The organism is Pseudomonas baetica, assembly GCF_051216495.1.
Lineage (GTDB): Bacteria > Pseudomonadota > Gammaproteobacteria > Pseudomonadales > Pseudomonadaceae > Aquipseudomonas > Aquipseudomonas baetica_B.
On sequence record NZ_JBPKAM010000021.1, the window covers coordinates 27,480 to 40,044 of the forward strand.

Below are 12,565 nucleotides of genomic sequence, written 5' to 3' on the forward strand. Positions count from 1 at the left end.
TGTAGCTTGCCGCTTGCCGCTGCCTTACTGTGATTTTCTGACCCGCAGATACCACTCGGACAGCAGTCGTACCTGTTTGTCGGTGTAGCCCCGCTCGACCATCCGTGTGACGAAGTCGTTGTGTTTTTGCTGGTCTTCTTTGCTGGCCTTGGCGTTGAAACTGATGACCGGCAGCAGGTCCTCGGTGTTGGAGAACATTTTTTTCTCGATGACCACCCGCAATTTTTCGTAGCTGAGCCAGGTCGGGTTCTTGCCGTTGTTATTGGCGCGGGCGCGCAGCACGAAGTTGACGATTTCGTTGCGGAAATCCTTCGGATTGCTGATGCCGGCCGGTTTTTCGATTTTCTCCAGTTCCTCGTTCAGTGCCACGCGGTTGAGGATTTCGCCGGTTTCCGGGTCGCGGTATTCCTGGTCCTGGATCCAGAAGTCGGCGTACAGCACATAGCGATCGAAGATGTTCTGGCCGTACTCGCTGTAAGACTCGAGGTAGGCGGTCTGGATTTCCTTGCCGATGAATTCGATATAACGCGGTGCCAGGTATTCCTTGAGGTAGCGCAGGTAGCGCTCGCGGGTCTCGGCCTGGAACTGTTCCTGTTCGATCTGTTGTTCGAGCACGTAGAGCAAATGCACCGGGTTGGCAGCAATTTCATGAGGATCGAAGTTGAAAACCTTCGACAGGATCTTGAATGCGAAGCGGGTCGACAGACCGTTCATGCCTTCGTCGACACCCGCATTGTCGCGGTATTCCTGGATCGACTTGGCCTTCGGATCGGTGTCCTTGAGGTTTTCGCCGTCATACACGCGCATCTTGGAGTAGATGTTGGAGTTCTCCGGCTCTTTCAGGCGAGAAAGCACAGTGAACTGGGCCAGCATTTTCAAGGTATCGGGTGCGCAATGGGCTTTGGCCAGCGAGCTGTTGAACAGCAGCTTGTCGTAGATCTTCACTTCGTCGCTGACCCGCAGGCAGTACGGCACTTTGACGATGTAGATACGGTCGATGAACGCTTCGTTGTTCTTGTTGTTGCGGAAGGTATGCCATTCCGACTCGTTGGAGTGGGCCAGCAGGATCCCGGTAAAAGGAATCGCCCCCAAACCTTCGGTACTGTTGTAGTTGCCTTCCTGGGTGGCGGTCAGCAATGGGTGCAGCACCTTGATCGGTGCCTTGAACATCTCGACGAATTCCATCAGGCCTTGGTTGGCCCGGCACAGTGCGCCCGAGTAGCTGTAGGCGTCGGCGTCGTTCTGCGGATATTCTTCCAGTTTGCGGATATCAACCTTGCCTACCAGTGCCGAGATGTCCTGGTTGTTTTCATCTCCCGGCTCGGTTTTGGCCACGGCGATCTGATTGAGGATCGATGGGTAGAGTTTCACCACGCGGAACTGGCTGATGTCTCCGCCGAATTCGGCCAGGCGTTTGGTTGCCCATGGCGACATGATGGTGTTGAGGTAGCGCCGTGGAATGCCGAAATCTTCCTCGAGGATTGCGCCATCTTCAGTGGCGTTGAACAGGCCCAGAGGCGATTCGAAAACCGGCGAGCCCTTGATCGCATAGAAGGGCACCTTTTCCATCAATTGCTTCAGTTTTTCGGCCAGGGACGATTTACCACCACCGACGGGACCGAGCAGGTAGAGGATCTGCTTCTTCTCTTCCAGGCCTTGAGCGGCATGGCGGAAATACGACACGATCTGGTCGATGCATTCTTCCATCCCGTGGAAGTCTTCAAAGGCCGGATAGCGGCGAATCACTTTGTTGGAGAATATTCGCGACAGTCTCGAGTTGGTCGAGGTGTCGAGCAGCTCCGGTTCACCGATGGCCAGGAGCAAACGCTCGGCGGCGGAAACGTAGGCGCTACGGTCCTTTTTGCACAGTTCCAGATACTCTTGCAGCGTGAGCTCTTCCTGGCGTGTGGACTCGAAACGTTGTTGGAAGTGGCTAAAGATACTCATGACGTCACCTCGCTCGATACGTGGAGCCGACGCCGGATCACTCAGTCGATGCTGGCAGCAACCGAACAGGCGGTCGCTGTTTACCCCCCAGAACTCTTCCAAAGCCAATTGCTTCGAAAGCTACTCCCGATGATCCGCGCGCCGGTGTACCGGCTCTCCCCTGTTTTGGATGGCCTGCGCTTAAGGATAGTTGGGAATTCGGGAGGTAAAGGCTGGATACGTAATTAGTTGTGGCAGACCGTTCGTCTGCCACCGCGCTAGCCCGCGCAAGCCGGGGCTTGCGTGTTACAAAAAAATTATTCGGAAGAGCCTTGCGCTGTTTCCGAGGGATAAGTCGTACGCCACAGCTCAAAACCACCATCCATGCTGTAAACGTCGGAGAAGCCCTGGCTGATCAGGTAGGCGGCTGCGCTCTGGCTGGAGTTGCCGTGGTAGCAGACCACCACCAGTGGCGCATCGAGATCAGCATTACGGATGAAATCAGAAATGGAGTGGTTGTCCAGATGCTTCGAGCCGGCGATGTGCAGCGAGGCATAGGTTTGCGGGTCGCGGATATCGACCACCACGGCACCTTGCTCGCGCAGGGCCTGGGCCTGTTCCGGGGGAATACGTTTGAATTCGCTCATGGCGGGCTCCTGTGGCTCGGCTGAAAGCGCAGTCTAGCGCGGGGCGCTGGCTGACGATGGTTCGGAAATGGGTGGGGTGACCGGTGGTTTGGCAGCGTGGCCATGCTCATCGCATTTGCAGGATAAGCGTTCGCCGCTGTCGACGTTCATCAGCGTCAGGGCGCCACCCCAGACACAACCGGTGTCGAGGGCCGAGATGCCCGGCTCAAGGACTTTGCCTTCCAGTGCGGCCCAGTGACCAAAGATGATCTTCAGGTCCTTGGCCTTGCGTTCCTTGTGCAGGAACCAGGGTTTGTAACCCGGTGGAGCGCTGTCGAGGCCTTCCTTGCTCTTTAGGTCAAGCTTGCCTTCAGCCGTACAGAAACGCATCCGGGTGAAATAGTTGGTGATCACCCGCAGACGAGTCACGCCTTTGAGATCGTTGTCCCATTTCGCCGGATCGTTGCCGTACATGCCATCGAGGTAGGGCGGAAACAGGTTGTCGTCGCGTAGGGCTTTCTCAACCTCGGCGGCACACTTCAGGGCTTTGCGAAGCGACCATTGTGGTGGAATGCCGGCATGCACGAGTGCCACATTGCGTTGTTCGTCGTAATGCATGAGTTTTTGCTGGCGTAGCCAGTCCAGCAGCTCGGCGCGATCCGGTGCGTCGATGATTTCACGCAGGGTGTCGGCTTTCTTCAGGCGTTCTATGTTCTGTCCGGCGGCCAGCAAATGCAGGTCGTGGTTGCCAAGCACGCAAACCAGCGATTCACGGATGCTGTAAAGGAAGCGCAGGGTATCGAGCGACTGCGGACCACGGTTGACCAGGTCGCCGACCAGCCACAGGCGATCCTTTGCCGGGTCGAACGCGACCTGCTTGAGCAGGCACTGCAGCGCTTCCAGGCAGCCCTGCAGATCACCGACGGCATACGTTGCCATCAGTGCAAGGCTCCGGGCACCGCCAGGCGGAACGGAGCGATGATGGCATCGAATTGCTTACCGTCCTCGGCAATCATCTGATAACTGCCTTGCATGGTGCCCACTTTGGTGGTCATGACCGTGCCGCTGCTGTAGGTGTGGCTCCTGCCGGCCTCGATCAACGGCTGCTGGCCAACCACGCCTGCACCGCGAACCTCTTCGACATGTCCGTCGCCATCGGTGATCACCCAGTGCCGGGACAACAGCTTGGCCGGTAGCAGGCCATTGTTTTTCACGGTGATGGTGTAGGCAAAGGCAAAGCGGTCTTGTTCGGGTTGCGATTGTTCTGCCAGATAGTGAGTGACGACGCTGACGTCGACCTGATAGCGAGGATCGGACATGCAAGAGGCCTTAAAAACGAAGCGGGACGCGGGGCGTAGCTGATGGAGTTCAGTCTAGGCCAAGTATCGGGTAGTAAACCAGACATGGGCGTTGGTGTCCTACCCGATAACGTCAGGTCCTTCAGGCGTCCGCAGGCTTTTGCTGGGACTGCTCGCTGAGTTTGTCCGCCAGGCGCACGAAAGCGGCCAGATCGAGTTGCTCTGGGCGCAGGCTGCCATCGACACCGGCGGCTTCGATTTCGGCGTTGCTCAGCAGCAATTTGAGCGTATTGCGCAGGGTTTTACGGCGCTGGTTGAACGCTTCGCGTACGACGCGCTCCAGCAAGCGGTGGTCCTTGGCTGGGTGCGGCAGCACGGCGTGAGGCACCAGGCGCACGATGGCCGAATCGACTTTCGGTGGCGGGTTGAACGCTCCCGGGCCAACGTTGAACAGGTGTTCAACCCGGCAATGGTACTGAACCATGATCGACAGCCGTCCCCAGTCACCGCCCCCAGGTCCCGCCGCCAGGCGTTCAACCACTTCCTTTTGCAGCATGAAGTGCATGTCGCGAATCAGGTGGGCGTTGTGCAGCAGGTGGAAAATCAGTGGCGTAGAGATGTTGTACGGCAGGTTACCGACGACACGCAGGCTCTTGGGTGCGGCGTTCAGGGTGTTGAAGTCGAACTTCAGCGCATCACCCTGGTGCAGGTTGAAGTTGCTCCTGCCTGCGAACTGCTGGTTGAGGATCGGGACCAGGTCCTTGTCCAGTTCCACTACGTCGAGTTGGGCGCCGCTATTGAGCAAGCCCTGAGTCAGTGCGCCCTGGCCCGGGCCGATTTCCAGCATTCGGTCTTCGGGTTTGGCGTGGATGGAACGCAGGATGCGGTCGATCACTCCAGCGTCGTGCAGAAAGTTCTGGCCAAAGCGCTTGCGCGCCTTGTGTTGGTATTGCTCGGTCATAAACGGGTCTCGGCCATCTGGTAGGCGGTTTCCAGGGCGACCTGCAGGCTGCCGGTATCGATCTTGCCGCTGCCGGCCAAATCCAGGGCGGTGCCATGGTCGACGGACGTGCGGATGATCGGCAAGCCGAGGGTCACGTTGACGGCTGCGCCGAAACCTTTGTATTTCAGCACAGGCAGGCCCTGGTCGTGGTACATCGCCAGCACTGCGTCGCAGTGCTCCAGATATTTGGGGGTAAACAGAGTGTCGGCGGGCAGGGGGCCACGCAGGTCCATGCCTTCGCTGCGCAGGCGCTCTAATGTGGGTTCGATGATATCGATTTCTTCATGGCCCAGATGTCCGCCTTCACCGGCATGGGGGTTGAGCCCGCACACCAGGATGCGTGGCTGGGCGATGCCGAATTTTTCTTTCAGGTCGCTATGCAGGATGCGTGTGACTCTTTCCAGGCGCTCCGGGGTGATTGCATCGGCAATTTCGCGCAGGGGCAGGTGGGTCGTGACCAGTGCCACGCGCAGTCCTCGAGTGGCGAGCATCATTACCACTTGTGCTGTATGGGTCAGGTCGGCGAGAAACTCCGTGTGCCCGGAGAAGGCGATCCCGGATTCGTTGATTACGCCCTTGTGCACCGGGGCGGTGATCATCCCTGCAAAATGCCCGTCCAGACAGCCCTGGCCGGCGCGGGTCAGGGTTTCCAGAACGAAAGCGGCATTGGCCTTGTCCAGTTGCCCGGCAACGACTTTGGCGGGCAGTGGTGTATCCCAGACATACAGGCTATTGGCAGGTGCGGGGGTGTCTGGCCAGTTGTCCGGCGTGACCGGCAGCAAGTCGACAGCCACCCCCAATTGCGCGGCCCGCTCAACGAGCAGGTCACGACTGGTAATGGCAATCAGGGGGTGCGGCTGGGCTTGCGAGGCGAGCAGCAGGCATAGGTCGGGACCTATGCCGGCCGGTTCACCGGGTGTCAGCGCGAAACGTTTGGGCTTCACTGCGCTGCCTGGTCGGCGCCAGGGAGTTTGATTTCTACGTACGCTTCGTCACGGATCTGACGCAGCCAGGTTTGCAGCTCTTCGTCGTATTTGCGGTTACGCAGTACGGTCATGGCTTGCTGCTCGCGGGCTTGTTCGGTGCTGTCGGTGGCGCGGCGGCCAAGGACTTCCAGGACGTGCCAGCCATATTGAGTCTGGAATGGCTTGGACAGCTGACCCTGCGGGGTCTTGGCCATCACTTCACGGAACTCTGGTACCAGCGCATTAGGGTCGATCCAGTTCAGGTCGCCACCGTTAAGGGCAGAACCAGGATCTTCCGAGTAGCTTTTTGCCAGTTCGCCGAAGTCTTCTCCGGCTTCGATACGGCTGTAGAGCGACTCAGCCAGGGCCTTGGTTTTTGCTTCGTCGCGGATCGGGCTCGGTTTGACCAGGATGTGTCGAACATGAACTTCATCACGTACCTGAGCCCCACCGCCACGCTTGTCGGTGATCTTCAGAATGATGAAGCCGCCCGGGGTGCGCATCGGCTGAGTGATATCGCCGACAGCCATGGTGCTGAGCAGGCGATCGAACGGTGGGGGCAGTTGAGCGGCTTTACGCCAGCCCATGTCACCACCTTCCAGTGCCGTTTCGCTGGCGGATTTGGCGATAGCCAACTGACCGAAGTCAGCGCCTTGCTTGAGCTGCTGGTAAACCGCATCGGCCTGTTTGGCAGCATTCTGAATCGCGTCGGAGTTAGCGCTTTCCGGTGTAGGAATCAGGATGTTGGCCAGGCGGAACTCTTCGGACAATTGCATCTTGCCCAGGTCGGAGGCCAGGAAGTTTTTCACTTCCTGTTCGGAGACCTGGATACGCTCGGCCACACGGCGCTGGCGCACACGGCTGATGACCATTTCGCGACGGATCTGATCGCGAGCGTCGTCGTAAGACAGGCCGTCGCGAGTCAGGGCGGCGCGGAACTGCTCAACCGACATGTTATTGCGCTGGGCGATGGTGCCGACAGCCTGGTTCAGCTCTTCATCGGTGATGCGGATCCCGGAGCGTTCACCGATCTGCAGTTGCAGGTTCTCGACGATCAGGCGCTCAAGCACCTGCTGCTCCAGTACGCTGGCCGGCGGCACGGCGGAGCCGCGCTTGGCGATGGTTTGTTGAACTTCGTGAACGCGCTGGTCCAGTTGGCTCTGCATGACCACGTCGTTGTCGACGATGGCCACCACTTTGTCGATGGACTGTACCGCGGCGTTGGCCGCGGTACCCAGGAACAGCGCGCCCAGCAACAGCGGGCGCAGACAATCAGAAAGCTTGGTCTTCACGTTCACGATAACCTTGGATGCCTTTGTCGAGGAAGCTCTCTACCTTGGCGCCGGTGAGGCCGCCGAGTCCCTTCAGAACAATTTGGAGGAAGATGCCATGGTCGCCTTTTTCGTTTTCCGGTGCTTCCTGACTGAATTCGTCATAGGAAACCCAGTAACGGTTGATCAGGCGCAGTTTCCAGCAGCAGTTGTCGTACTCGAAGCCACCGAAGGCTTCCAGCGTACGGTTGCGGTTGTAGTCGTACTGCCAGCGGCTGATGGCGTTCCATTGCGGCACGATCGGCCAGATCACCGAGAAGTCGTGCTGTTCGATCTTGTAGTAATCCTTCACGTAGCCAGGTTGGCCTGGAACGCCGTAGTCACCGCCACCCACTTGCCATTTACCGGTGTTCTGGTCATAGCGGACCTGGTCATTGCGATAGCGATAACCGGCGTTGATGACTTTGTTCGGATTGTCCTCAGGCTGGTAGTGGAACATCGCGCTGCCGGAGCGAGGGCTGCGGCTGTCCGGGTCCCAGTTGTAATCGGCAGTGGTGCGCCAATCACGGTTCCAACGGTATTCGTATTCAAGTGCGTAAGGTGAAACATCAGACTTGGCGTCGTCGCGATCTTCGAAGTTAATACCTGGTAGTTGGACTTTACGGTCCTTGAAGTACAAAGCCTGGCCGACGCTAACGCGTTGACGCTCGAAGCCGTTCTCTTCGATCCAGCGGCTGGTCACGCCCAGCGACAGCTTGTTCTCGTCGCCGACACGGTCGGAACCGGAGAAACGGTTGTCGCGGAACAGCGACGCATAGTTGAAGGTGTATTCGCTGGTATCGAAGACCGGAATGTCTTCCTGGTCCTTCTCGGGTACGTAGAGATAGAACAGGCGAGGCTCAAGGGTCTGGCGATAGTTCTTGCCGAACCATTGGGTGTTGCGGTCGAAATACAGGCCACTGTCGATGCTGGCGATCGGGACGCCACGATTCTGGTTGCTGTCGAATGTGCCGTTGAGCCGGTCCTGTTCTGCGGTCTGCGCGGCAACCTGGCTTTTACCGATGCTGTCCAGATCCAGTTGGTACTGCGTGTACTGGTACTTGAGCTTTGGCGTCAGGAAGCCATAGCTGGCTTCCATTGGATAGCTGACCGCTGGCGCAAGGTTGAGACGATCGCCATTGGCCCGGGCCAGACCCTGAACGTTGGTGTCGAGACGCGGCTCTACGTTGCCGTCTTCATCGGTGAAGTTACCGTTTTGCAGGTCTCGGTCGAATCGTACGAGCTCAGTGTCATAGGTGAAATTAAAGCCACCCGGACGATCCGGCAGTGCACCGTTGAGGGTGATCTGTGGCAAACGGTCGTACGGCGTGATGTTCGACACGGTCGCCAGTTGATAGGCCTGGGCATTGATTCGCGCGACATAGCTGTCGCCGCGATAGCTGACCGAGCCTTGCTGGTTCACATAGTCGGAGCTTTTCACGCCGATCTGGTCGGTCTGCAAATCCTGGAAGTAGTACGGATCGCTGATTTTGGTGTAGTCGACTTGCGTGAAGACGCGGGAGTCGAGGCCACCCTTGTGCTGCCAGTTGTACATGTAGCGGGTTTTTTCGTAGTCGCTCTGCAGCTTGCGATCGTCATCTTCGTCGTTGAGGTACGCGGCGCCGAACTGACCTTCGCTGGACTTGGTCAGGTAGCGGAACTCGCCTTCCATCAACAGGCCGCGCTTGCTCATGTAGCGCGGGTACAGCGTGGCATCGTAGTTCGGCGCCAGGTTGAAGTAGTACGGCGTAACGAGCAGGAAGCCCGTATCGCTGCCACTGCCGATGGTTGGCGGCAGGAAACCGGACTGACGACGGTCGTCGATTGGGAAATAAATGTACGGCGTGTACAGGACCGGAATGTCCTTGACCCGCAGTGTCACGTTGGTTGCGGTACCGAAGCCGGTGGCCGGGTTCAGGGTGATGTTGTTGCCCTTGAGCTGCCAGGCGTTGCTGTTCGGTTCGCACGTGGTGTACGTACCATCCTTGAGGCGGATGATGGCGTTCTCGGCACGTTTGGCGTACAGCGCGTTACCGCGGATACGGGATTTGTGCATCACGTATTCGGCGTTGTCGACCTTGGCTTCACCGGTGTCGAGTTGCACATCAGCGTGGTCGCCCACGATCAGCGCGCCGTTGTCGCGAATGCGCACGTCACCATTCAGTTCGGCACGGCTCTCGGCCTGGTACAGGCTTGCCTCGTCAGACTCGACCTGCATGCTGCCTTGGCGCAAGACGACATCGCCGGCCAGCGTGCCGACCTGATCTTCGGAGTTATAGCGGGAGGCTTTCGCGCCGATAAAGGTAGGTGCGTCACTTTTACTCGTCTTGTCATTCATGCCAGGACGAGTCGGTTCGATATAGGAACCAGAGCAATAAGGACCGGTTTCGGCAAGTTGTGCCGCTGTGAGCTGTTCGCGGGGAACCCAGTCGAGGTGACTGTAGTCTTCGCTACGCGACTTCAGGCCGCGACCTTTCGCTTCGGTAACGAGGGTAGTCTTGGTGCCGGTTTCTTCGCGGGTACCATCCTGCGCCGCGGCCTCGCCGGCTGCGCTGACGGCACTACCGTCATGGACCGGACGTGGAGGCATGGCTGCCGCCGGTTGTTTAGGCGCACAGTCCCAGCCACCCGAAGCAGAGACTGAGCAGTCATACTGTTCCGCGGCGACCACGAAGGAAGTGGCTAGAGGTTGCAAGGCCAGCAGACTGCCGGTTACCAACAACGGAAATTTTTTACGAAACGCGGGGGATTTCAATGCCATCTTATTAGTCCGGGCTTCCTGCGTGCCATCTGCCCGCGGTGTGGGCCGCACGCCTCTCGATGGTCTGAAAAAGATGCTGGATAATAAAGCATGACCCGCTTGACGGCTAGCGCCGTCGGAGACCCTTGCAATGCCTGACCAAGATGTACGTTTGCAACACCTTAAAGTTTGGCTCGATGAACAATTGGCGATCCTTTTTAAAGAACGGAACTGGGGTACCGTACCCCCGGCCACGTTGACCGCGGCCAGCAGTGACGCGAGTTTCCGGCGTTATTTCCGTTGGGAGGGCGCCGGTAAAAGTTTCATCGTGATGGATGCGCCGCCGCCCCAGGAAAACTGCAAACCCTTCGTGGATATCGCTTTTTTACTGGCGAAATCCGGAATAAATGTGCCGAAAATTTATGCCGAAGATCTCGAACGCGGCTTTCTTTTGCTCAATGACCTGGGCAACAAGACGTATCTGGACGTGATCGACGGCGAAAACGCCGACCAATTATTCAACGATGCGCTGCAAGCGCTGCTGGCTTTCCAGCAGTTGCCGATGGTTGCGCCGCTGCCAAGTTATGACGTGGCGCTGCTGCGTCGCGAGCTGGAGTTGTTCCCGGAGTGGTACGTGAAGCGTGAGCTGGGCATCGAATTCGATGCGGCGCAGCAAGCGCTCTGGCAGCAGGTCAGTGATCTGCTCATCGACAGCGCCCTGGCCCAGCCGAAAGTTCTGGTTCACCGCGACTACATGCCGCGCAACCTGATGCTCAGCGAGCCGAATCCCGGTGTTCTGGATTTCCAGGATGCTGTTTATGGTCCTGTCACCTACGACGTGACCTGCCTGTTCAAGGATGCTTTCCTCAGCTGGCCTGAAGAGCGCGTGCGCGGTTGGCTGGAAAGCTACTGGCAGCAGGCGACTGCGCTGAATATTCCGGTGCAACCGGCATTCGAAGACTTCCTGCGCGCCAGCGACCTGATGGGTGTGCAGCGTCACCTGAAGGTGATCGGGATCTTTGCCCGTATCTGTCATCGCGATGGCAAACCGCGCTACCTGAGCGATGTGCCACGTTTCTTTGCCTATATAGAAGCAGTGATCGCGCGTCGGCCTGAGCTGGCCGAGCTGGATGTATTGCTGGCCAGCCTGCGTGCCGGGGTGAAGGCATGAAGGCGATGATCCTGGCGGCAGGCAAAGGCGAGCGTATGCGTCCGTTGACCCTGACCACGCCAAAACCGCTGGTTCGCGCAGGTGGGGTGCCGCTGATCGAGTACCACCTGCGTGCGCTGGCCGCAGCCGGTTTTACCGAGATCGTGATCAATCATGCATGGCTCGGCCAGCAGATCGAAGACTATCTGGGCGATGGATCGCGCTATGGCGTCAGCATCCAGTATTCACCGGAGGGGGAGCCACTTGAAACAGGCGGCGGGATTTTCCGTGCGTTGCCGTTGCTGGGCGATGAGGCCTTCGTCGTGGTCAATGGCGATATCTGGACCGATTACGACTTCAGTGTGTTGCATCAGCCCATCATCGGCCTTGCTCATCTGGTGCTGGCCAATAATCCGGTCCATCACCCGGCCGGAGATTTTCAGCTGATCGACGGGCATGTCCACGACGGTCAATTGGGCGCTGCCACTCTGACGTACAGCGGGATCGCGGTACTGCATCCGCAGCTTTTCGAAGGTTGTTCTGCCGGGGCATTCAAACTGGCGCCGCTGCTGCGTGCCGCGATGGCCAAAGGGCAGGTGTCCGGCGAGCGTTTGAATGGCCATTGGGTCGATGTCGGCACCCATGAGCGTTTGGCCGAAGCTGAAGCTCTGATCGAAGCGAGACGCTGACATGTTGTGGCCAGGGACTCTGATCGGAGCCGGAGCGGGCTTTGCCATTGCCAGCATTCCGGGGGCCATGCTAGGTGCCTTGTTGGGGCAGGCGCTGGATCGGCGCCTGCACTTGCAAAGTTGGGCGCATCTGCGTGAAAAACTTGGCGGTCGCCCCGTGCTGCGCAACGATGAATTGTTGTTCGTGTTGCTGGGGCGTTTGGCCAAGTGTGATGGGCGGGTCGTGGAAGGTCACATTCAGCAGGCGCGACAGGAAATGCACTCGCTGGAATTGAACGAGTTTGCCCGGCGTCGGGCAATTGCCGCGTTCAATCGTGGCAAGTCAGGCAATGATCGGTTGCGCGGTTACCTGCGCCGGTTGAGCGCTCAACCCCATGCGGCCGAAGGGGTGTTGCGCGCCTGTTGGCGGATGGTTTGGGCGGATGGCCGGGCTGGCAGCAGTGAGCGTGAGCTCATTGCCCAGTGGGGCAAATGGTTGGGCTGGACGCCGCACCAGGTGCAGGCGCTGGCGACGGAATATGAGCCGCACAAACGTCCACAGGTCAGTAGCGCCGTGAGCTACCAGGAGGCTATGCGACTATTGGGCGTGTCGGCCACCAGTGAGCCGGCGCAGATCAAACGGGCCTATCGGCGTCTGCTCAGTCGCCATCATCCGGACAAAATTGCGGGAAGCGGGGCGACCGCCTCGCAGGTGCGCGAAGCGACCGAGAAGACGCGGGAACTGCACAATGCCTACACGTTGATTCGCCAGCGGCGGGATTTTCGATAACCGGCGAAGAGGTGTTGTTGGTGCTTCCGTCTTCGCGAGCAGGCTCGCTCCCACACTGGATTTTCGAACACTGAAGATCAAGCTTGGGA

General features: G+C 58.6%; 11 protein-coding genes. 3 read left to right on the forward strand and 8 right to left on the reverse strand.

Features of this window, described 5'->3' with window-relative positions; all coding sequences use genetic code 11:
- Window positions 1-24: 24 nt before the first annotated feature.
- The 8 genes from ACSFE6_RS10455 to ACSFE6_RS10490 form a co-directional block, all read right to left on the reverse strand.
- Window positions 25-1,947, reverse strand: coding sequence for a PrkA family serine protein kinase (locus ACSFE6_RS10455; RefSeq protein ID WP_435427521.1), 1,923 nt, complete (start codon window positions 1,945-1,947; stop codon window positions 25-27).
- A 296-nt stretch (window positions 1,948-2,243) separates the two neighbouring features.
- The gene (gene glpE / locus ACSFE6_RS10460; RefSeq protein WP_435427522.1) at window positions 2,244-2,573 is read right to left on the reverse strand and encodes a thiosulfate sulfurtransferase GlpE; all 330 of its coding nucleotides are present in this window, start codon (window positions 2,571-2,573) and stop codon (window positions 2,244-2,246) included.
- Window positions 2,574-2,606: 33 nt separating this feature from the next.
- Window positions 2,607-3,491 carry a symmetrical bis(5'-nucleosyl)-tetraphosphatase gene (locus tag ACSFE6_RS10465; RefSeq protein WP_435427523.1) on the reverse strand — a complete coding sequence of 295 codons (885 nt, stop codon included), beginning with the start codon at window positions 3,489-3,491 and terminating at the stop codon, window positions 2,607-2,609.
- Complete coding sequence (gene apaG / locus ACSFE6_RS10470; RefSeq protein WP_435427524.1) at window positions 3,491-3,871, reverse strand: Co2+/Mg2+ efflux protein ApaG; 381 nt, start codon at window positions 3,869-3,871, stop codon at window positions 3,491-3,493. Before apaG ends, ACSFE6_RS10465 begins: the two co-directional genes overlap by 1 nt.
- Before the next feature lie 121 nt (window positions 3,872-3,992).
- Window positions 3,993-4,811 carry a 16S rRNA (adenine(1518)-N(6)/adenine(1519)-N(6))-dimethyltransferase RsmA gene (gene rsmA, locus ACSFE6_RS10475; protein ID WP_435427525.1) on the reverse strand — a complete coding sequence of 273 codons (819 nt, stop codon included), beginning with the start codon at window positions 4,809-4,811 and terminating at the stop codon, window positions 3,993-3,995.
- Window positions 4,808-5,797 (reverse strand): 4-hydroxythreonine-4-phosphate dehydrogenase PdxA, encoded by a 990-nt coding sequence (gene pdxA / locus ACSFE6_RS10480; RefSeq protein WP_435427526.1) that lies wholly within the window; start codon window positions 5,795-5,797, stop codon window positions 4,808-4,810. The genes rsmA and pdxA overlap by 4 nt, the downstream gene beginning before the upstream one ends.
- Window positions 5,794-7,110, reverse strand: a complete 1,317-nt coding sequence (gene surA / locus ACSFE6_RS10485) for a peptidylprolyl isomerase SurA (protein WP_435427527.1) — start codon at window positions 7,108-7,110, stop codon at window positions 5,794-5,796. The genes pdxA and surA overlap by 4 nt, the downstream gene beginning before the upstream one ends.
- Window positions 7,091-9,889, reverse strand: coding sequence for an LPS-assembly protein LptD (locus tag ACSFE6_RS10490; protein ID WP_435427528.1), 2,799 nt, complete (start codon window positions 9,887-9,889; stop codon window positions 7,091-7,093). The genes surA and ACSFE6_RS10490 overlap by 20 nt, the downstream gene beginning before the upstream one ends.
- 130 nt (window positions 9,890-10,019) lie before the next feature.
- Here ACSFE6_RS10490 and ACSFE6_RS10495 point away from each other — a divergent pair, with 130 nt between their 5' ends.
- The 3 genes from ACSFE6_RS10495 to ACSFE6_RS10505 are packed head-to-tail and all read left to right on the forward strand — an operon-like array spanning window position 10,020 to window position 12,476.
- Entirely contained in the window at window positions 10,020-11,039 is a 1,020-nt protein-coding gene (locus tag ACSFE6_RS10495; protein ID WP_435427529.1) for an aminoglycoside phosphotransferase family protein, read from the forward strand.
- Window positions 11,036-11,707, forward strand: a complete 672-nt coding sequence (gene murU / locus ACSFE6_RS10500) for an N-acetylmuramate alpha-1-phosphate uridylyltransferase MurU (protein WP_435427530.1) — start codon at window positions 11,036-11,038, stop codon at window positions 11,705-11,707. The genes ACSFE6_RS10495 and murU overlap by 4 nt, the downstream gene beginning before the upstream one ends.
- Window position 11,708: 1 nt before the next feature.
- On the forward strand, window positions 11,709-12,476 hold the full coding sequence (locus ACSFE6_RS10505; RefSeq protein ID WP_435427531.1) for a TerB family tellurite resistance protein: 768 nt from the start codon (window positions 11,709-11,711) through the stop codon (window positions 12,474-12,476).
- The last annotated feature ends 89 nt before the right edge of the window (window positions 12,477-12,565 follow it).